The organism is Mycobacterium sp. TY815, from assembly GCF_030755135.1.
Taxonomy (GTDB): Bacteria; Actinomycetota; Actinomycetes; order Mycobacteriales; family Mycobacteriaceae; genus Mycobacterium.
Window position 1 is genome coordinate 3519774 of the sequence record NZ_JAUFRX010000001.1, and the last position, 20284, is coordinate 3540057.

The window sequence follows — 20284 nt, forward strand, 5'->3', positions numbered from 1 at the left end:
GGTTACCCCTGCAACGGTGGCCCACACTGACGGGATCAGCCCCGTTCGTCAATTCGATTGCGCGTCAGATTATTACGTCGAACATACGGCGTCAGGAAGTACACCGCCGCCACCACGACCCAGGACAACAGACTCAGCCAGAGCTGGCTTCGCGTGCCCGGGTTGAACGCCATCTGCACAAGCACCGCAACGATTCCCAGCACTGTCAGGATGGACAGCACCGGGAACAGCCACATCTTGACGCGCAGATCCTTCGGAGAAGTTTTGCGCCGCAGGATGATCTGCGAGAGAGCGATGAGCAGGTAGACGAACAGGATCACGGCACCGGACGAGTTGAGCAGGAACAGAAACACCGTGTTCGGTGACAGCCAGGCCATCAACACACACAGAAAGCCGACCAGCGAAGAACACACGATCGCGGTCGCCGGGACACCGCGACTACTGAGCCGGACCAGCCGCGCCGGCGCTTCATTGCGCCCGGCAAGCACGAAGAGCATCCGGGATGCGGTGTACAGCCCCGAGTTCAGACAGGACAGCACCGCAGTGAGCACCACCGCATTCATGATCTGGTCGGCCCCGGGCAGCCCCATGCGCCGCAGCGCCGCGACGTACGGCGAGGCGCCGAGTTCGACCGAGTCCCACGGCATGATGATGACCAGCAACAGCACCGACCCGACGAAGAAGACGACGATTCGGGCGACCACCGACCTTGTCGCCCGCGCGATCGCCCGCGCGGGATCACGGCTCTCGGCAGCGGCAATGGTGACGACTTCGGCCCCGACCATGGAGAAGATCACCACCACAATGGCCGCGAACACCGCGGCGACTCCCTTGGGGAAGAGACCACCATGGGAGGTCAGGTTGGAGAAATCCATCTGACCGCTGGGCAGCAGCCCGAAAACGAAGGCCGCCCCGACCCCGAGGAAAATCACGATCGTCGCGACTTTGATTCCGGCGAACCAGAATTCGAACTCTCCGAAGGACGACACCGAGAACAGGTTGGTGGCGGTCATCAGCACCATCAGGCACAAGGCGGACAGCCACAGCGGCGCCGGGAACCAATAGTTGAGCACCTTGCCGCCGGCAACCGCTTCGAATCCGACGACGATGACCCAGAAGTACCAGTACAACCAGCCGACGGAGAATCCGGCCCACCCGCCCAGCGCGGTCGCGGCGTAATCGGCGAACGACCCGGTCGACGGGTTCGCCGCCGCCATCTCACCCAGCATCCGCATCACCAGGACGATGAGCAGCCCGCAGATCGCGTAGGTCAGGAACGCCGCCGGACCGGTCTCCTTGATCACGACCCCTGAGCCGACGAACAATCCGGCTCCGATCACCCCGCCGATGGCGATCATGCTGAGCTGTCGCTGCGAAAGTCCTTGCTTCAGCGTGGCTCTGTCGTCCCCGTCGTGCCGGTCGTCCGCCATCACCGGACGCTAGCAGTTGCGGCGGCGCTGGATCACGCCGTCGTTACGAGTGCCTTGCAATACGGCGTGGCAGGGGCGTCAAATGCCGGTACGCGCGGCATGATTGACCACCGTGGCCGACCTGACCCGCCGTTCGGTGCTGCGCATGGGTGCCGGCGCCGGCGCCGGTGCGGCCGGCGCCTGGGCCCTGAGCGCGCTGCTCGATCCGCTCACCACGCTGGCCGCGCCCGCCGCGCCCGCGCCGTTCGACCCGCCCACCGCAGGCAAGACGCTGCCCACCAAACTCACCGGCTCGTTCGTGTCGGCCGCCCGCGGCGGCATCACAACCAACTGGGTCATCGCCATGCCGCCGGGACAGACCAAAATGCTGCGGCCGGTGATCGCACTGCACGGCAAAGACGGCGACGCAAACATGATGCTGGACTGCGGCGTAGAGGATGCGCTCGCACAACTGGTCAGCGAGGGCAAGCCGCCGTTCGCGGTGGTCGGTGTGGACGGCGGGGCCAACAGCTATTGGCACCGGCGCGTCAACGGTGAGGACTCCGGCACCATGGTGCTCGAAGAGCTGCTGCCGATGCTTACGTCGATGGGCATGGACACCTCACGGGTGGGTTTCCTGGGCTGGTCGATGGGCGGGTACGGCGCGCTGCTGCTGGGCGCGCGGCTGGGGCCGGCCCGCACCGCGGGCATCTGCGCGATCAGCCCGGCGCTCTACATGTCCTATATCGGCAGCGCGCCAGGGGCATTCGACAGCATCGACGACTGGAACCGCAATACCGTATTCGGCCTGCCGGTGCTCAACTCGATTCCCGTCAGGGTCGACTGCGGCATCGGCGACCGCTTCTTCTTCGCCTCGAGCCAGTTCGTGAGCCAGCTCAAGCAGAAGCCGGCCGGCAGTTTCTCCCCTGGCGGCCACGACGTCGACTACTGGCGGGCGCAGCTGCCCGCCGAACTCGCCTGGATGGCGACCTGACCCGTGAAACAGCAGGACCGCGCCCCGTTCCGTCCGGACATCGAGGGTCTGCGCGCCGTTGCCGTGATCGCCGTCGTGCTCTACCACGCGGGAATCCCCGGTATTGCCGGCGGCTACATCGGCGTGGACGTGTTCTTCGTCATCTCCGGCTTCCTGATCACCGGATTGCTGTGGCGGGAAGTGCAGGCCACCAAAAGCGTTGCACTGGGCCGTTTTTACGCCGCCCGCGCCCGACGGTTGCTACCGGCGGCAGCCACCGTCGGCGTAGTGACCGCCGTCGTCGCTGCGGCTGTCCTGCCACCGTTGCAGGCCCGCCGGGTGTTCATCGACGGCATCGCCAGCATGCTCTACGTCGGCAATTACCGCTTCGCCGCGCAGGGCACCGACTACATGATTTCCGACCTGCCTCCCTCACCGTTCCAGCACTACTGGTCACTGGGCGTGGAGGAGCAGTTCTACCTGTTGTGGCCGGCATTGATCATCGCCACGGCGTGGCTGGCGCGCCGCATGGCCGGCGGCAGCATGCCGCGGCATGCGCCTTACCTGGTGGCGTTGACGCTCGTGGGCGCGGCATCGCTGGCGGCCGCGGTGATCTGGACCCGCACCTCGCCCCCGTGGGCGTTCTTCTCGCTGCCCACCCGGGCCTGGGAGCTGGCCGCCGGTGGCCTGGTTGCGCTGACGATCAACCAGTGGAAGCGACTGCCCCTGCTGCCCGCGACCGTGGCGGGTTGGGGCGGTCTGGTGCTGATCCTGCTGACTTGTACACAGCTCGGTCCCCACACGCCCTACCCCGGCACCTCGGCGTTGCTGCCGGTGCTGGGCACCGCCCTGGTGATCGGCGCCGGTTGCGTCACCGGCGGTTTGGGCGTCGGCCGGGTGCTGTGCCCGCCGGTGATGCGGGCGATCGGCCGGGTGTCCTATTCCTGGTACCTGTGGCACTGGCCGGTCCTGCTGCTGCTGCCGCCCCTGCTGGGTGATCCGGGCGGGTTGCCGGGCAGGCTGGCTGCGACAGCGGTGTCCGCCGGACTGGCTGTGATCACGATGCACGCCGTCGAGAATCCCGGCCGGTTCGCCGCGGCGTTGCGCCGTTCGGCGAAGGCCAGTCTGGCCGTGGCCGGTGCCGCCAGCGGAGTCGCCGTGTGCGCGTGCGCGGTCTTGCTGACCGCCGTGCCGGCGCCGGTGGGACACGGCGTTGCCGCTCCGCAGGCCCGAATCGTCGCGCTGCCACCCGCTCCCGATCCACAGGTCGCTCCGCAGGAAGCGGCGGTCCGGCAGGCATTCGCCCAGGCGCGCGAGATGCTCGCGGTCGCTGCCGCACAGCACGCCGTGCCGTCCAACCTCACTCCGACGCTGGCCGCGGCGCCGGCGGACAAGGCCGCGGTGTTCGTCAACGGCTGCATGCGGTCCTGGCGTGACGTCGGACAAAGCGAATGCGCTTCGGTCAAAGGGGACTTAAGCGGGGACGGGTCAACCCCCACCGTGGCGCTGATCGGCGACTCGCACGCGGCGATGTGGGATCCGGCGCTGCAGCAGGTCGCCGAGCAGCGGCACTGGCGCCTGGAGACCATGGCCAAGGTCACCTGCCCCTTCCTGGACATCCCAATCGTCAGTCCCTATCTGGGGCGCAAGTACAGCGAGTGCGAGCAGTGGCGTGGAGAGATCGTGAACCGGCTGGCGGCCAAGCCGCCGCAGCTGGTGATCCTGAGCATGAGCCGGCGCTACCACGCCGACTTCAGCTTCGCCTCCTACGACCCGGCGTGGATCAAGGCCCTGGCCACAGTGGTGGCCCAGCTGCGCGGGATGGGATCGCGGGTGCTGGTGCTGGGCCCGGTCGCCGACCCGCAATCGTCAGCGCCGACGTGCCTGTCCGCTCATCTGGACGACGCCGGCGCCTGTGCACCGGCGCGAGCGGCGGCGGTCAACGGCGACGGCATCGGCGCCGAACAACGAGTGACGACCGCAGCCGGCGGCTCCTACGCGGACCTCACCGACCTGTTCTGTAGCCCGGAGCGCTGCCCGCTGATCGTCGGGAACACCCTCGTGTTCCGCGACGACAACCACGTGACCACCGAGTACGCACAGCTCCTGGCTCCCGTCATCGGCGCATTGGCCGATCGAGCCATAACAAATGAATGACACGACGGTGGATTATCAGCGAATGAACCATGCGATGGCCGCGAACGTGATACCAATAGAAGGGTTTTGGAGGTTTTTGAAATGAGTCCGATGCTGGTGGTCCTGCTTTCAGCAGCCGCGCCGGTAGCCGGGCTTGGTCTATTGCAATTGCAAGCGCGCCTTGAACGTTGGGATTACGAGAGGCACGCAGAAGACTGAAGCCGCGGCGGCGCAACTGAATACGTTGAGCGGCGGACGCCGAGGCGTCTCACCTAGATTCACCTAGACAGTTGCCAGCGAATGAGCGGCGCCATCTTCTCCGCCATGTACTCATGCCCCGCATCGTTGGGGTGCACGCCGTCTGCTCCGATCAGATCCGGCCGGTCCACGAACCAGCGGTCCCCGATCGGGTCGACGAAATCCGCGCCCGCGGCCCATGCGGCACCGGCCAGCACGTCGCGAATCACCAGTACCGGCACCGGCACATCGGCCGTCGGCCACGGCGGTCCGACCACCAGGAACCGCGCCGCCGGCGCCCGCCGCCGCGCCAGAGCGAACGTGGCATGGACGCGTTGGGCCAGCAGCACCGGGTCGACGTCCTGGTCGTTGCGGGAGCCGAAGAACACCACCAGGACGTCTTCCGGCTTGACCGCCCTGGCGGTCAGGTCCTGGAAGATGCTGCCGTGGTCGCCGATCGTCCCGTACCCGGCTCTGCCCTCGGCGGCCACGTCACTGGCGATGCGCAGGCCAGGGGCGGTGAGCGTGCGCCACGTGCGGGCGGTCCACGATTTCGGGCCGATGCCGCCCTCGTCGGTGCCGGTGGTATAGGAGTCGCCGATCACAGCGACAGGTTTGAGCCGCAGGTCCAGCGTCAGCGTCCGGTACGGCCGGTCCTGGACCGGTTGGAACAGGCATGGCAAAGCCAGGGCCACCAGCACCCCGAGTCTGATGGCGAAGGTGGCCAGCCGAGTCACTGCGACCTCCACTGTCAACACCTGGAAGGGATCTACCTGAAATCGTACGAGCGTCCGGCGCGAACACGCGGTTGACTCGCTTGCGGCGCCGGCCTTGCGTTCTGGGACTTCGGGTTTCGCCTTCCGTCGTAGTCATGGGAGGCCGCAACATTGTCTCGCGCCATTCATCGGCCCGAACCTGGGGTGCGAGGCACCGTCACTGGCAATCCGTACCTCAGAAACGGAGCCGGCCTAGCCCTCCGGTTCCACCGGCACCGCCTAAACCACCCACAATGCCCGGGTCGCCGTCGACGCTGTCGGTGGGGGGTTTGCCGGGACCGCCAGGGAAACCTGCATCGCCGTTGTTACCGCCAGTGCCGCCGGTGCCACCAAGCCCACCGAAGGCGCCGCTGGAAGAGCTCAAGGGTGAGTTGGAACCATTGCCGCCAGTACCACCGCTGCCTCCGGTTCCACCATCACCGCCGCGCAACGTTCCGTCGCCGCCGTCGCCGCCGTTGCCGCCCTTCCCGCCCGTCTGCGCAGTGTTGATCCCGCCAGAAGATCCGCCGGTCCCGCCGGTGCCGCCGACGCCGCCGTCGCCACCGATGTAACCGATGCCTCCGGCACCGCCTCGGCCACCACCACCGCCCTGGTAGACCAGGATGCCGTCCTGGCCTTTACCGCCATTGCCGCCGGCGCCGCCACCACCGCCGTTGCCTTGAATTCCAGTGCCACCCTGTTTGCCGATGCTGGAGCCCGTGCCACCGGCACCACCATCGCCACCGAAGTTGCCGGAGCCGCCCTTGCCGCCCCATCCACCATTGCCGGGCCCGACCGTACCTGTCGCGTCGTAGGCATTGCCGCCGCGCCCGCCGCGGCCACCGTCGCCGCCCAGACCACCGGCGCCACCGTCCCCTCCTGCACCATCAATACCCTTGCCACTCAGGCTGATTCCGCCGTTGCCGCCGATACCGCCACGGCCGCCTTTCCCGCCCAGACCGCCTGAGCCGGCCGATACACCGTCATGTTGGCTGACAGTCCCGTTTTCACCGTTGCCGCCGGCGCCGCCTGTGCCACCATCGCCTCCGGCGCCCCCAGCCCCCCCGGCCCCGCCGTTGCCGGCCAGGCGGCCGCCGTTGCCGCCCGCGCCGCCGTTACCGCCATTACCACCGTTGTAGCCTGTTCCGCCCGCCGGAACGGCGGTCTGGCCGTGTACGACCGTCGCGCCCGCCTTCCCCTGATCGCCCACACCGCCGTTTCCGCCGCGCCCCCCGGCGCCACCGTTTCCGACCGCGCCGCCGTCGCCGCCGCGGCCGCCATTGCCGCCGTTGCCGGAGTTGACGCCGTCACCAGCGAAACCATTCTCACCGGCCCCGCCGTTGCCACCGTTGCCGCCGCCGGTAGGGATAGCTCCGTTGGCTCCGACATTGCCCTTGCTGGAGCCGTTGCCGGCGAATCCGCCCTGGCCACCCTGGCCGGGGTTACCGCCATTGCCGCCGTTGCCTCCGTTGCCGCCATCGAATCCGGATTGTCCACGTGCGCCGTTGCCGCCGTCGCCGGCGAAGCCTCCGGTACCGCCGGTGCCGCCGTCACCGCCAACACCTCGCTGGCCGTTTCCGTTGGTACCGATACCGCCTTGGCCGCCGCCACCGCCGGCGCCACCCTGTCCGCCGATGCCGCCGTCGCCACCGTTCATACCGTCCGAACCTGGAAGGCGGCCATTGGCTCCGGTGCCACCGCGCCCGCCGATGCCGCCCTCGCCGCCCTTGCCGCCGACGCCCCCGTCACCGCCGCGACCGCCCAAGGTTCCGCCGTTGCCGCCCTTTCCGCCGTCCCCACCCAGGCCGCCGAGACCACCGGTGCCACCGGTGCGGCCGCTGCCGTCAGCATTTTGCCCGCCGTCAGCGCCGCTGGCGCCCAATCCGCCCTGACCTCCGGCCCCACCTGCGCCACCGTTGCCATAGGTCCCGCCGTTGCCACCTGCCCCGCCCGTGCCGCCAACGCCGGCTATGGCGAGCGAGTCTGCGCCCTTACCGCCGTTACCACCGTTGCCGCCGGTGGTCGGCACGCTGCCATCCGCACCCCTGTCGGCGTAGGTGCCGCCGCCGCTTGACCCGCCGGCGCCGCCCTTGCCACCGGTACCCGGGTTACCGCCGTCGCCCCCGCGGCCGCCGGCGCCGGAATTAACGTTCCAGGCACCGTCCGCGCCCTTGCCGCCATTACCGGGTGTACCGCCGTTTCCACCGGCGCCGCCCTTACCGCCAATCCCGTGTGCACCTGCTGCACCAGCGTTCGCCGTACCAGCGGCCCCGCCGTCGCCGCCGGCGCCACCCTGACCGCCATTGCCTCCGCTGACACCCTTACCACCGTCGGCCCCCGCTTTGGAGCCGGCGAAGCCGTCAAAACCGATGCCGCCGTCGGCTCCTCTGCCGCCGTTGCCGCCACTACCACCGCTACCGGCATTACCCTGCTCAGTTCCGCCGTTGCCGCCCGCCCCACCCGCGCCGCCGGCACCGCCGGGACCGCCATTACCGGGGGCAAAGCCACCTGTAGCCGGGCTGCCGGTGGCGCCGTCGCCGCCACGGCCGCCGGTGCCTCCGCTGCCATGGCTGCCGCCATGTCCACCGGCGCCGCCTGCCCCACCGTTGGTACCGGACAAACCGGCGTTGGCACCGTTACCACCACTGCCGCCGTTGCCGCTGGCGACAGTCATTCCGTCCTTGCCGCTGGCGGCCCGCTCGGTGCCACCGCTGCTCCCGCCAACTCCGGCGGTGCCGCCCCTACCGGCGTCGCCGCCGTTTCCGCCCGCTCCCCCGTCGCCGTTGTTGAGGAACTCCTGCCCATCGGCTCCGGCGCCGCCGTTTCCGGCGATACCGCCGGCCCCGCCGTCACCGCCTTTTCCGCCCACTCCGTGAACACCACTCTGACCTGCGGCGTTGAAGCCTCCGGCGCCTCCATCGCCCCCTGCGCCGCCCGCTCCGCCGTTACCACTGGCGGTGCCGTCTGCGCCCCTGGCACCGGGCGATGCTCCGGCAGCTCCGTTGATTCCGTTGCTACCCGACCCACCGCTGCCGCCATTGCCGCCGGCCCCACCGGCTCCGGCCGTCCCGGCCAGTGATCCGCCGTTGCCGCCCGCGCCGCCGGCGCCGCCGTCACCGCCGATTCCGCCGTGGACGGGCGTGGCGCTGGAAGTCGCGTACGAAGTGCCCGCTGCGCCGTTACCGCCGTCGCCGCCGGTGCCGCCATTGCCGTAAGCGCCGCCGTGGCCGCCCATGCCGCCGGCTCCGCCCTTGCCGCCCGCTGCGGTGGCGTCGGCACCACGGCCGCCGATCCCGCCGTTGCCGCCGCTGCTGGGTGCGGCACCGGAGGCACCGTGGGCGGCCCGGACGCCCTCGGCACCGAAACCGCCGAGCCCACCGACACCACCGGCGCCGGGGTTACCTCCATTTCCACCGTTGCCCCCGGCTCCGGCATTTATGTTCGCGTCCCCGGCCGCGCCGGCTCCGCCATCGCCGGCGCTGCCACCGATGCCACCAGCGCCGCCCACGCCGCCGGCACCGTGTCCTGCTGCCGCGGCGAAGAGGCTGTTGATCAGCCCCCCGGCACCCCCGGTTCCGCCGGATCCTCCAGCTCCGCCGTTGCCGCCGCTACCACCGTCCTGGCCATTGAAGCCCGGCGTAAACATGGCCAGGCCGTCACCGCCGGAGCCGCCGGCACCGCCCTGACCTCCGGCCCCGCCGATGCCTCCCACGCCGAAGAGTCGCGAACCGCGACCGCCAGTTCCGCCGACACCGCCATCGCCACCGGAAGTTCCGAACAGACCGGCACCGCCATCGGTGCCGTTGACCCCATTGCCGCCGGCGCCGCCGGCACCACCATCGCCGTACAGCAGCCCGCCAGATCCACCATGGCCACCACTGCCACCGCGGCCGATCAGGCCCTTGCCGGCGCCGCCAGCGCCTCCGGCACCGCCATTGCCAAACAACCCGGCGTTACCGCCTCGCCCACCAGAACCAGCATCGAGGCCGGTCCCGCCGTCGCCGCCGTCCCCGTACAGCCACCCACCCGCTCCGCCGCTGCCGCCTTGACGGCCGGCGCCACCGGCGCCGCCGTCGCCGAAAAGCCCGGCGGAACCACCGCCGCCACCGCTACCGCCGAATGCCGCCTGCCCGCCGGCACCCCCGTTGCCGTAAAACAGACCCCCGGCGCCCCCTCTGCCAGGTGCCGCGCCCAATCCGGCGGCACCGCCCGCTCCGCCGTTGCCAAACAGGCCGGCGGCACCGCCGTTACCTCCAGCCTGACCCGTCGCGCCCGAGCCACCGGCGCCACCGTTGCCGATCAAGATCCCGCCAGCAGCACCGGCCTGTCCGGTGCCCGGCGCGCCGTCGGCACCGTTGCCGATCAATGGCCGGCCCACCAAGTTCTGGGTCTGCGCGTTTACGGCGGCAAGCAGTCCTTCGCCCGCCAACTGAAGCTCGTTGGCCGCTTCAGCTGCCGCGTAAGCGGCAGCTGAAGCATCGAGCGTCTGGACGAACTGGCTCTGCAGAGCAGCCAGTTGCTTACTCACGGCCTGGTATTCCCGGGCATGGTCGCCGAACAGCGACGCAATTGCCGTCGATATCTCGTCCTGAGCCGCAGGCAGCAGCGCTGCCGTGGGGAACGCGGCGGCAAGATTGGCCTGGTTCACCGACCACGCGACCCGGCTCAGCTCCCCGGCCGCCGCGGACACCCACGGGGCAGACGTGATGAAAAAGGACATGGCGAACCCTCTCCGACAAGCCACCGTGCGGCGATGTCCGACTTCTGGAAGGCTCGACTGCCGTCGATCGGAACACGTCGCTACGGCCACAACGCCGCACGCAGCGACGTTGCCGGAGGCAAGGATAAGCAATAAACTGCGTCGACGTTAATAAATTCGATGCATTCACAGATAAGATCCGCGAATGCATACAAAGTGAGTTCGTGTGCCGAATCCCGCGCAGTCAAAGCTGCCGGGAGGGCCATCACCAGCTGCGCATGACCTGCCGATTCAGGCTCAGTTCCTGCGGGGGCAGGCCTCTCACCCCGCCCGCGGCGTCACCCCGGACAACGCACCATCGATCGGATGCCGCTTGGCGATGGGCGAATCGTCCGGCTGAGTCCCCGCAGGCGCGGCTCTGGCGCCGATCATCCTGCGCATCCAGCGCCGGGCCGGCTCCTCAACAAAGTGGTACATCAAGCTCGATAGCAGCAACGCGATCACGATCAGCCCGATCACGTTCCATTTCCATGGGTTGTCCTGGGGCGTGATGTCGAACTGCAGCACCGCCCAGCCCCACACGGTGTGCACCAGCTCGTGAACCATGTACAGGCAGAACGAGATCTCCCCGCCGTACACCATCAGTCGCGTCGACAGCACCCAGGGCAGGCTGCCGAGGCCGATGGCCAGCGTGATCACCAGCGGCACGAACAGCACGTCCACCACGCCGCCGCTGTCCACCACGCCGCTGATCGGGTGCGCATCGAACCAGTAGAGGATTCCCACCATCGCGGCCACGAGAACGAGCGACAGGTAGCCGGCCACGTATCGGGCCCGGGTACTGAGCCGCAGCCTGCGCACCGCGGCACACGCCAGCGCGCCGGCGATGAACTGAGTGACGATGCGCGGCAGCCAGCTCCACGGCGTGTAGAAATAGCCGCTGGCCAGCAACAGCACGACCGGCGGCAGACACGCCGCGAAGGCCAGCACCATCAGGCTCCGCGCCCGGGTAGTCCGCTCGAACCGCAGGATCACCAGCACGATCACGCCGAACAGTAGGTAGGCCAGCCATTCCGCGCTGATCGACCAGGCCGGCCCGTCCCAGCTGGTGTTGTCGAAGAACGGTTCGAACCACAACTGCACCAGCAGGACCTGACGGACGTAGCTGATCGCGGTGAGGTCCCTCACCTCGGGCAACGGCACGTGCCCGACGTGCAGGCTGAGGATGACGATCAGGGCGGCCAGGTGCATGGTGAGCAGGTACACCGGCCAGACTCTGGCCAGCCGCAGCCACAGGAAGTGCACGGTCGCGCGGGTCGACCATTCCCCGCCCATCCGGTCGAGGTAGTTCCAGGTCAGTACAAAACCGCTGAGAATGAAGAACAGGTCGACGCCCTGAGCGCCGCAGTTGAGCACCGGCGCCAGGTTCTCGCGAAACTCGGGCGAGACATCGGTCAGCATCGGACGGAAGTGGAAGAGCACCACCCACAGCGCCGCGATGATGCGCAGTCCGGTCAGGGCCTTGATCTCCCCGCGGATTGCAGCCTTCATCTCTACGCTGGGCACGACGTTCTTCCCGCCTGGACTCTTGCTGTCTGCTGTTTCTTGCGTCAATTCACCGGCCAACCGAAGCGTTCTCGCCCGCTCACAAGCCCCCCGACTAGCAACCGGCAGCCTAACAGCGCAGCCCTGCGGCCGGCGGACGAGCCGCTTCTTAGCAAAGAGTTAGTCGTGGCTACCGGTCCCCTTAGGTTTAGCGGGCACTTTAGAGTGCAGGGTTCGGTCGGCTCACTGGTCGGCCCACCAAGGGGAAGTGGGGCTCTTTGATGACTACCGCGATCACACGACGCGTTTCGAGCACCGCCGACTTTTCGGGTGCAATCGACCTCAGTGGCGCCCAGATTCGGGCTCATTGCCGGCACCTGGCCACCGTGGTGACCATCAGCGGCGAGATCGATGCCGTCAACGTCGACCAAATCGGCGAGCACGTGCGGCGTTTCGTGCTCAGCGACAATCCCGTGGTACTCGATCTGAGCACCGTTACCCATTTCTCGTCGGCCGGGATCGCACTTTTCAGCGTCCTCGATGAGGAATGCCGAGCCGCCGGCGTGGAGTGGATGGTCGTCGCCAACCCCGTCGTCAACGCGCTGCTGGGCGACTACGGCGACCCCGCCGAGGCGCCTTTCCCGGTGACCCGTTCGGTTCATGAGGCGCTGCGCTACCTGGCCGACGGCATCAACTGGCGCCGCCAGTTGGTTCTGCCGCTGGTCAAGAAGTCGGCTTAGCCCGCCGGAGCCGGATCAGGCCGAGGACGGCGAAAATTCCGGCGACGGACGCCAGCAACAGTGTCAGCACCAGTTGCTGCGGGTCGTAGACCACCGACATGGTGGTCGGCTGCCCGTCTGCGACGGGCGCCACGGCGATCGTCGACCGTGTCTGCAACCAGCTGAACCCCGTGGCCACCAGGGCGGCCGCCGCCAGCGCCAACTCCACTATCGCGCGGGTCGTCACAGGATCGACTCGTTGTCGTCGTCGAACGGGTCCATCTCGTCGGCAACCTCGGCGACGTAGGGACCGACCCGCCGCTCCACCAGCGGCGTGAGGGCGTCACGCAGGTGGCGATGCCGGCGCGCCCACGCCTGCGCGGTGCGCCCGCCGGTGAGCTTGAGTCCGATGCCGTAGCGGCCACGCGGCACCCCCACCAATTCGCCCAGCGCCCGCGCCGACTGCCACCTGGCCAGCGGCTTGTCCGATTTCACCGAGTTCTCGGCCTCGGGGAACACCTTGAGGATCTCGCGCACCAGGATGGTTTCGGTGCCCTGGCGCAGAGCGTCTTCGGTCAGCTCGACCGAGGTGTGGATCCGCGCAGCCTTGACCTGCAGCGCCACGAACGCCGACACCAAGACCAGGAAGACGGACGGAACGAGGAAGGAGATCGGGACGTGGTTGACGTGCTGGATGTAGATCAGCGAGGCCGCCGACAGTGGTCCCGCCAGCACCCAGTACCAGCTCGCACCGGACTCGTAGAACAGGGGCTTGTCAGCGGGCTTGTCCCCCCGCTCGTCTGCAGATTCCATGTGCGCCTCCGTCACGCCAGCCACCTCGCCGCGTCGGCGGCCCAGTAGGTCAGCACGAAGTCAGCCCCCGCACGTCGGATACTGGTCAACGACTCCAGTGCCGCGGCACGTTCGTCGATCCAATTGTTGGCCGCCGCCGCACAAATCATCGCGTACTCTCCCGAAACCTGGTAGGCCGCCACCGGCACCGGGGAGACGCCGGCGGTTGCCGCCAGCACGTCCAGGTACCCCAGCGCGGGCTTGACCATGACCATGTCTGCGCCTTCGTCGAGATCCAGCCCGACCTCGCGCAGCGCCTCGCGCGCGTTGCCCGGCTCCTGCTGATAGGTGCGCCGGTCACCGGACAGGCTGGAGGCCACGGCCTCGCGGAACGGGCCGTAGAACGCCGAGGCGAACTTGGCGGCGTACGCGAGGATCGCGACGTCGGAGTAACCCGCGGCGTCCAGGCCGTCCCGGATCGCCCCCACCTGGCCGTCCATCATGCCGCTCGGACCTACCACATGCGCACCCGACTCCGCTTGTGCCACAGCCAATTCCACATAACGAACCAAGGTGGCGTCATTGTCCACCCGGCCCCGCTCGTCGATCACCCCGCAGTGCCCGTGCTCGGTGAACTCGTCCAGACACGTGTCGGCCATCAGGACGGTGGCGTCGCCGAGATCCTTCGAGAGATCCCGCAACGCCCGGTTGAGGATGCCGTCCGGATCGGTGCCGGCCGAGCCTGCCGCGTCCTTGTCCTGCGCACAGGGCACACCGAAGAGCATGAGTCCACCGACACCGGCGGCGACCGCGTCGGCCGCGGCACTGCGCAACGAGTCGCGGGTGTGTTGCACCACACCCGGCATGGAGGAGATCGGCCGCGGTTCGTCGATGCCGTCGGCGACGAACATCGGCAGCACCAAATGCCTTGGCTCCAAGGACGTTTCGGCCACCAGGCGACGCATCGCCGGGGTGGAGCGGAGCCGGCGCGGCCGCTGCCTCATTCTTGTCCGGCGACTCTGCGTTGAGGGCGGAGGTCACTCGCACGCTTGCGCCACTCACGCAGAGTCAACGCAAGATGGGTCATCGCCGGCGGCTCTTTTTGCGCGGCGGCGGCAGGGCGCCTTCGGCGCGCAACCGAGCAGCGTGCTCGGCCAGCGCGTCGACCAGGGGACCCACCGCGGCGGTCTCCGGCTGGACATCCACCCGCAAGCCGAACTCGGCCGCGGTCTCGGCGGTCTTGGGCCCGATGCAGGCGATGATGGTCCGCGCGTGCGGCTTGCCGGCGATGCCGACAAGGTTGCGCACGGTGGAGCTGGAGGTGAAGCACACCGCGTCGAAGCCACCCGTCTTGATCATCTCCCGGGTGGACGCCGGCGGCGGGGCAGCCCGCACCGTCCGGTAGGCGGTGACGTCCTCGATCTCCCAGCCACGCTCACGCAGGCCCTCGGCCAGCGTCTCGGTGGCGATGTCCGCACGCGGCAGCAGCACCCGGTTCACCGGGTCGAAAATGCTGTCGTAGGGCGGGAATTCGTCGAGCAGGCCCATCGACGACTGCTCCCCGGACGGCACCAGCTCGGGACTGATCCCGAAGGCGCGCACCCGGTCTGCCGTCGCCTCACCGACGCAGGCGATCTTGACACCGGAGAATGCGCGGGCGTCCAGACCGAACTCGCCGAACTTCTCCCACACCGCACGGACCGCGTTGGTCGAGGTGAACACCACCCACTGGAACCGGCCGTCCACCAGGCCCTTGACCGCACGCTCCATCTGCGCGGGGCTGCGGGGCGGCTCCACGGCGATGGTCGGCACCTCGATGGGCAGCGCGCCGTACGACGTCAGCCGCTCGCTCATCTCGCCGGCCTGGTCCTTGGTACGGGGCACCAGCACGGTCCAGCCGTACAGGGCCCGGCTCTCCCACCAGTTCAGCTTGGACCGGCTGGCCACCGTCTTGCCGATGGTGACCACCAACGGGCCGGTCAACGGTCCGGCCGGGTCCGTTCCGCCGCCCAGGACGGCCGGATCGGTCAGGCCCTGCAGCGTGGTTTCCACCGAACGCTGCTGGCAGGTGGTGCCCTGCGCGGTCACCACGCACGGCGTGCTGTCGGACAGCTCATGGTCGATCAGGGTGCGCGCAGCGTCAGCCAGATGCGACGCCGTGGCCTGCAGAATCAGCGGGCCGGGCGCGGCGGCCAGCGCCTCCCAGTCGACGTCCCCGCGCACGTCGGCGACGGTGTGCGAGGAGCCCAGCGGCAACCCGGCGTAGGTCGGCACCGCACTGGTCGCGGCCAGGCCGGGCACGATCTCGACGTGCAGGTGAGCGCGAGCGACGGCGTTGACCTCGGTGATCACCGCGTCCACCGACAGCGGGTCGCCGGCCACCAACCGGACCACGTCGGCGCCCGAGCGGGCTTCCGCGGTCAGCGTTTTCGCGACCTCGGCGGGATCGCCGAGCGCGGGACGCACGTCCGGGCCTTCCGAGATCACCGCGGCGGCGGTTTCCGGGCTGGACGAACCGGCGGCGGTATCCGCGCTGGCCGGCGCCGTCTCGGCGGGGGCCGGGCCGGACACCGGAGGCAGATCCTTGCCGATCAGCGCCAGCACCGCCTCGGGCACATCGGGGTCAGTGAACACCAAGGCCGCGTTCGCCAGCACCGTGGCAGCCCGGGTGGTCAGCAGCCCGGGGTCGCCAGGACCGGAGCCCACGAACGTGATCCGGCCCGGTGTCGGCTTACGCCCTCGCGTCATCGTTGTCGCTCCCAAGTCTCTTTCAACTTCCTCGCGCGGGGTCTTCCCGCGCTCCCCTCATCAACTCTGCGGCGCCCAGTTCGAACAGCTCCGCGGCTACCGAGATGCCCAACTCCCGTGCCCGATCGGATCTGCCGATGCCAGACGCGCGGATCACATCGGATCCGTCGAGTGCCGCCACGCAGCCGCGCAGCGACAGCTCTTCGAAGACCCGCCCCTCCTCATCGATGGACTCGACCACTTCCGCGATCGCGCCCACCGGTGCCGAGCAACCGGCCTCCAATTCGGCGAGCAGGGTGCGCTCCGCGGTGACCGCCGCACGTGTGTCGGCGTCGTCCAGTTCGGCCAACACCGCCGCCAAGCGACTGTCGTCGGACCGGCATTCGACGGCGAGAGCTCCCTGAGCAGGTGCTGGCAACATCTGCACCGGCTCGAGCGTCTCGGTGACGTCGCCGAGACGGCCCAGTCGGGCCAACCCGGCCCGGGCCACCACGACGGCGTCAAGATCACCACTGCTTACCCTGTTCAACCTGGTATCTAGGTTGCCTCGTAGGGGGCGGATTTCCAAACCGAGACCCAGTGCTCTAAGCTGTGCGGCCCGCCGCGGCGACGACGTCCCCACCAGCGACCCGGCCGGCAACTCTCCGAGCACCAACCCGTCGCGGGCCACCAGGGCGTCGCGGGGGTCGTTGCGCGGCGGAATGGCCGCGATGGTGAACCGGGGGTCTTCGGCGGTCGGCAAATCCTTGTGGGAGTGCACCGCCGCGTCGACGCGGCCCTGCTCCATCGCCTCGCGCAGTGCGGTGGTGAAGACGCCCACACCCAACTCTTCGATCGGTGCCGACGACCGGTCCCCAATTGTGCTGATCGTCACCAACTCGGCGGGATGGCCGTTGGCGATGAGAGCGTCCCTGACGGTCGCGGCCTGGGTGGTGGCCAGCAGGCTGCCCCGAGTGCCTATCCGGATCACGTGTGCCAATCGGTCACTCGGCCGCAGGGTTGTCGAATTCCGTTGCCAGAACCTGCAATTCACCGGCGGTGGCAACAGCGTCGACAGCGGTTTGTTCCAGTTCGAAGAGTTCGCGCAGCGCCTCGGCGTAACTGTCGCCGCCGGGTGCGCTGGCCAGCTGCTTGATCCGCACCGTGGGTGCATGCAGCAGCTTGTCCACCACTCGGCGCACCGTGCGGGCCACCTCTTCGCGTTCGGCTGAGTCCAGGCCGGGCAGCCGGTTGTCCAGGCGCAGCAGTTCGGCCTCGACGACGTCGGCGGCGCGCTGGCGCAGCGCGGTGACGGTCGGGGTGACCTCGGCCATTCGCTGCCCGGTCAGGTAGGCCGCCACTTCCGCGGCGACGATGTGGCGCGCCGCGTCGACATCGGCGGCCGCCGCATGCGCCGACGGTTCGTGTTGCACCCGGTCCACGTCGACTACCAGGACGCCGGGCAACCCGGCCACTGCCGGGTCGACGTCGCGGGGCATTCCGAGATCGCAGATGATCAGGGGTTTTGCAGCCTCGTCCCGGCGCGCGTTGACCAGGCCGTGGTGTACGTCGGCCAGCGAGATCACCGGGCTGACGGCTCCGGTACAACTGACCACCACGTCGGCGTCGGCCAGCGCCTCGGCGAGCCGATCCAGCGTCAGCGCCTCGGCCGGCACGCCGGACGCCTCGATCCGGTCCGCCAGCCGGGTGGCCCTGGCCAGCGACCGGTTCAGCACATGCACCCGGCCGATGCCCGCGCGCGTCAGGTGGGCGGCCGCGAGGGCGCCCATCGCTCCGGCGCCGACCACCACGGCAGTCTTGCCGGTGAGCGTGCCCAGCTTGCGTTCGGCGATGTCCAGCGCGACCGACACCACCGAGGCGCCGGCGGCGTCGATCGCCGTCTCGGAGTGCACCCGCTTGCCCACCGACAGCGCGCGCTGGGCGAGCTCGTGCAACACCCGGCCGACCGCGCTGTTGGCCTCCGCAGAGGCGTAGGCGCGGCGCACCTGCCCCAGTACCTGCTGCTCGCCGACCACCGCCGAATCCAGACCGCTGGCCACCGCGAACAGGTGCTCGACGGCAGCCTCGCTGTAGCGCACGTAGGCGTGCTTGGTCAGATCGCTCATCGGGAGCCCGGAGTACTCGGCGAGCACCTGCCCGACCACCGATAGTCCGCCGTGGAACGCCTCGACCACGGCGTAGACCTCGACACGGTTGCACGTCGAGAGCACCATGGCCTCGCTGACCAGCGGCGACTGCAGCACCGAGTCAACGATCTTGACCTGATCGGACTCATCGATACTGAGTTGTTCCAGCACGGAGACCGGCGCACTGCGGTGCGAAACCCCGAAGAGCAGGATGCTCACGGCAGCATCACCTGGCCCGCTCCCTTGCAGCGTCGGAAAGTGAACTACTACCTACGGTAGACGGTTGTCAGGTGGGCTACCAAATAATCAGCGCTGACGGTCACCGGGCCGTAAGGTCGGCACGCAACCGCGGCTCGTCGATCTCCCAGTAGCTGTGCTCCCGGCCGTCCAGCAGGACCACCGGCAGCCGATCTCCGAATTCGGCTCGCAGCCCGGGATTTCCCGCCTGCGCCTCGGCGTCCACGTCGGTGCTGTCCAGATCGAAGCCGAGCTCGTCGGCCAGTTCGGCCAGCCGCGCATGAACCCGGTCACAGATGGCGCAACCGGCGCGGGTCAACAGGTGCACCTGCGGTCGGCTCGCGGACGTGACCATGGCCACCAGTCTGACATTTGCCTGGCTGTGGACGGATAGGGTTGATGTCGGCTCGACAGCTACCCAGCGACTTGGAGGTTTGGCTCATGTCTTCCATGGCTTCCTCTGAACCCGTGAGCGGTCGCGTCGACCTGGAGTCGCTGGCAGCCGATGCCAGCGCCGAACGTGCCCTGGCCGACATCGCGGCCAATGAACCGAGTGACCGTCCGCAGCCGCCCATCGACCTGACCGCAGCCGCGTTCTTCGACGTCGACAACACCCTGGTCCAGGGCTCGTCGGCGGTGCACTTCGGCCGCGGGCTGGCCGCCCGCGACTACTTCACCTACCGCGACGTCCTCGGATTCGTCTACGCCCAGGCCAAGTTCCAGGTACTCGGCAAGGAGAACAGCAACGACGTCGCGGCCGGAAGGCGCAAAGCGCTGGCCTTCATCGAGGGCCGGTCGGTCGACGAGCTGGTGCGCCTCGGAGACGAGATTTACGACGAGATCATCGCCGACAAGATCTGGCCGGGCACCCGCGAGCTCACCCAGATGCACCTCGACGCCGGTCAGCAGGTGTGGCTCATCACCGCCACCCCCTACGAACTCGCGTCGACCATCGCCCGTCGGCTGGGCCTTACCGGTGCCCTGGGCACCGTGGCCGAATCGGTTGACGGGATCTTCACCGGCCGGCTGGTGGGCGACATTCTGCACGGCACCGGCAAGGCCCATGCGGTGCGTTCGCTGGCCATCCGGGAGGGCCTCAACCTCAAGCGCTGCACCGCTTACTCCGACAGCTTCAACGACGTGCCCATGCTGTCCCTGGTGGGCACCGCGGTCGCGATCAATCCCGACGCCCGACTGCGCAGCCTGGCCCGGGAACGAGGGTGGGAGATCCGCGACTTCCGGACCGCCCGCAAGGCCGCCCGCATCGGTGTGCCGTCCGCTCTGGCGCTGGGAGCGGCGGGTGGCGCACTGGCCGCGTTGGCGTCCCGCCGTCAATCACGCTGATAAGCTGCGCCGCTGAGCTAACTCTTCGATCGGAAAGCAGCGTCATGACAGTTCCCCAGGGAGCCGAAGGAATCATCGGTAAGCACTACCGGCAGGAAGACTACTTCGTGGTGGGGCGCGAAAAGATCCGTGAATTCGCCCTTTCGGTCAAAGACGACAACCCGATTCACCACAGCGAAGCCGTCGCCGCCGAGGCCGGCTACGAGGCGCTGCCCGCCCCCCTGACGTTCCTGGCCATCGCCGGGCGGCGTGTTCAGCTCGAGATCTTCACCAAGTTCAGCATCCCGATCAACATCGCCCGAGTCATGCACCGCGACCAGAAATTCAAATTCCACCGGCCGATCGTGGTCGGCGACGAGTTGCACTTCGACACCTATCTCGACTCGGTCATCCAGTCCCACGGAACGGTTCTGGCCGAAATACGCAGCGAGGTGACCGATGCCGAAGGCAAGCCGGTGATCACCAGTGTCGTCACCATGTTGGGCGAAGCGGCACAGCATGACTCGGACGCCGAGGCGACGGTGGCCGCAATTGCATCCATTGGATAGCGGCAGGTAGCGTCGG

General features: G+C 68.7%; 16 protein-coding genes. 5 read left to right on the top strand and 11 right to left on the bottom strand.

Annotation, left to right across the window (positions count from 1 at the left end):
* Positions 1 to 35 precede the first annotated feature (35 nt).
* Positions 36 to 1430: an amino acid permease gene (locus tag QXK92_RS15250; RefSeq protein ID WP_306242514.1), complete on the bottom strand. Its 1395-nt coding sequence runs from the start codon at positions 1428 to 1430 to the stop codon at positions 36 to 38.
* 145 nt (positions 1431 to 1575) lie between these two features.
* Here QXK92_RS15250 and QXK92_RS15255 point away from each other — a divergent pair, with 145 nt between their 5' ends.
* Together QXK92_RS15255 and QXK92_RS15260 are read left to right on the top strand one after the other, a co-directional pair.
* Entirely contained in the window at positions 1576 to 2403 is an 828-nt protein-coding gene (locus QXK92_RS15255; protein WP_306244446.1) for an alpha/beta hydrolase family protein, read from the top strand.
* Between the two features lie 3 nt (positions 2404 to 2406).
* On the top strand, positions 2407 to 4539 hold the full coding sequence (locus QXK92_RS15260; protein ID WP_306242517.1) for an acyltransferase family protein: 2133 nt from the start codon (positions 2407 to 2409) through the stop codon (positions 4537 to 4539).
* A 257-nt stretch (positions 4540 to 4796) separates the two neighbouring features.
* On the opposite strand, the gene QXK92_RS15265 is transcribed toward QXK92_RS15260, so the two are convergent.
* The 3 genes from QXK92_RS15265 to QXK92_RS15275 form a co-directional block, all read right to left on the bottom strand.
* Positions 4797 to 5492: an Rv0518 family GDSL lipase gene (locus QXK92_RS15265; protein ID WP_306244448.1), complete on the bottom strand. Its 696-nt coding sequence runs from the start codon at positions 5490 to 5492 to the stop codon at positions 4797 to 4799.
* Between the two features lie 214 nt (positions 5493 to 5706).
* Positions 5707 to 10230 (bottom strand): PE family protein, encoded by a 4524-nt coding sequence (locus QXK92_RS15270; protein ID WP_306242519.1) that lies wholly within the window; start codon positions 10228 to 10230, stop codon positions 5707 to 5709.
* 300 nt (positions 10231 to 10530) lie between these two features.
* Positions 10531 to 11760, bottom strand: coding sequence for an acyltransferase (locus QXK92_RS15275; RefSeq protein ID WP_306244450.1), 1230 nt, complete (start codon positions 11758 to 11760; stop codon positions 10531 to 10533).
* A gap of 275 nt (positions 11761 to 12035) precedes the next feature.
* Here QXK92_RS15275 and QXK92_RS15280 point away from each other — a divergent pair, with 275 nt between their 5' ends.
* A complete protein-coding gene (locus QXK92_RS15280) occupies positions 12036 to 12494 on the top strand; it encodes an STAS domain-containing protein (protein WP_306242521.1) in 459 nt (152 codons plus the stop codon).
* Here the strand turns inward: QXK92_RS15280 and QXK92_RS15285 are convergent.
* From QXK92_RS15285 to QXK92_RS15315, 7 genes are all read right to left on the bottom strand, one after another.
* The gene (locus QXK92_RS15285) at positions 12478 to 12720 is read right to left on the bottom strand and encodes a hypothetical protein (protein WP_306242523.1); all 243 of its coding nucleotides are present in this window, start codon (positions 12718 to 12720) and stop codon (positions 12478 to 12480) included. The two genes, QXK92_RS15280 and QXK92_RS15285, sit on opposite strands and share 17 nt — an antisense overlap.
* Positions 12717 to 13286 carry a DUF3093 domain-containing protein gene (locus QXK92_RS15290; RefSeq protein WP_306242525.1) on the bottom strand — a complete coding sequence of 190 codons (570 nt, stop codon included), beginning with the start codon at positions 13284 to 13286 and terminating at the stop codon, positions 12717 to 12719. Before QXK92_RS15290 ends, QXK92_RS15285 begins: the two co-directional genes overlap by 4 nt.
* An 11-nt stretch (positions 13287 to 13297) precedes the next feature.
* Positions 13298 to 14269, bottom strand: coding sequence for a porphobilinogen synthase (hemB, locus tag QXK92_RS15295; protein WP_306242527.1), 972 nt, complete (start codon positions 14267 to 14269; stop codon positions 13298 to 13300).
* A 79-nt stretch (positions 14270 to 14348) separates the two neighbouring features.
* Positions 14349 to 16013, bottom strand: a complete 1665-nt coding sequence (locus QXK92_RS15300) for a bifunctional uroporphyrinogen-III C-methyltransferase/uroporphyrinogen-III synthase (RefSeq protein ID WP_306242528.1) — start codon at positions 16011 to 16013, stop codon at positions 14349 to 14351.
* Positions 16014 to 16035: 22 nt separating this feature from the next.
* On the bottom strand, positions 16036 to 16983 hold the full coding sequence (gene hemC / locus QXK92_RS15305) for a hydroxymethylbilane synthase (RefSeq protein WP_306244451.1): 948 nt from the start codon (positions 16981 to 16983) through the stop codon (positions 16036 to 16038).
* Between the two features lie 13 nt (positions 16984 to 16996).
* Positions 16997 to 18358, bottom strand: coding sequence for a glutamyl-tRNA reductase (locus QXK92_RS15310; protein ID WP_306242529.1), 1362 nt, complete (start codon positions 18356 to 18358; stop codon positions 16997 to 16999).
* 100 nt (positions 18359 to 18458) lie between these two features.
* Entirely contained in the window at positions 18459 to 18731 is a 273-nt protein-coding gene (locus tag QXK92_RS15315) for a glutaredoxin family protein (RefSeq protein ID WP_306242530.1), read from the bottom strand.
* Between the two features lie 95 nt (positions 18732 to 18826).
* Between QXK92_RS15315 and QXK92_RS15320 the strand changes: the two genes are divergently transcribed.
* Positions 18827 to 19720, top strand: coding sequence for an HAD family hydrolase (locus QXK92_RS15320; RefSeq protein ID WP_371934214.1), 894 nt, complete (start codon positions 18827 to 18829; stop codon positions 19718 to 19720).
* A gap of 44 nt (positions 19721 to 19764) precedes the next feature.
* Positions 19765 to 20268 (top strand): MaoC family dehydratase N-terminal domain-containing protein, encoded by a 504-nt coding sequence (locus tag QXK92_RS15325; RefSeq protein WP_306242535.1) that lies wholly within the window; start codon positions 19765 to 19767, stop codon positions 20266 to 20268.
* The last annotated feature ends 16 nt before the right edge of the window (positions 20269 to 20284 follow it).

Coding starts and splice junctions, on each gene's coding strand:
- QXK92_RS15275 (WP_306244450.1), bottom strand. CDS start 11,760: ATGAAGGCTGCAATCCGCGGGGAGATCAAGGCCCTGACCGGACTGCGC.
- QXK92_RS15325 (WP_306242535.1), top strand. CDS start 19,765: ATGACAGTTCCCCAGGGAGCCGAAGGAATCATCGGTAAGCACTACCGG.
- QXK92_RS15280 (WP_306242521.1), top strand. CDS start 12,036: ATGACTACCGCGATCACACGACGCGTTTCGAGCACCGCCGACTTTTCG.
- QXK92_RS15320 (WP_371934214.1), top strand. CDS start 18,827: ATGGCTTCCTCTGAACCCGTGAGCGGTCGCGTCGACCTGGAGTCGCTG.
- QXK92_RS15315 (WP_306242530.1), bottom strand. CDS start 18,731: ATGGTCACGTCCGCGAGCCGACCGCAGGTGCACCTGTTGACCCGCGCC.
- hemB (WP_306242527.1), bottom strand. CDS start 14,269: ATGAGGCAGCGGCCGCGCCGGCTCCGCTCCACCCCGGCGATGCGTCGC.
- QXK92_RS15250 (WP_306242514.1), bottom strand. CDS start 1,430: ATGGCGGACGACCGGCACGACGGGGACGACAGAGCCACGCTGAAGCAA.
- QXK92_RS15290 (WP_306242525.1), bottom strand. CDS start 13,286: ATGGAATCTGCAGACGAGCGGGGGGACAAGCCCGCTGACAAGCCCCTG.
- QXK92_RS15300 (WP_306242528.1), bottom strand. CDS start 16,013: ATGACGCGAGGGCGTAAGCCGACACCGGGCCGGATCACGTTCGTGGGC.
- QXK92_RS15270 (WP_306242519.1), bottom strand. CDS start 10,230: ATGTCCTTTTTCATCACGTCTGCCCCGTGGGTGTCCGCGGCGGCCGGG.
- QXK92_RS15255 (WP_306244446.1), top strand. CDS start 1,576: ATGGGTGCCGGCGCCGGCGCCGGTGCGGCCGGCGCCTGGGCCCTGAGC.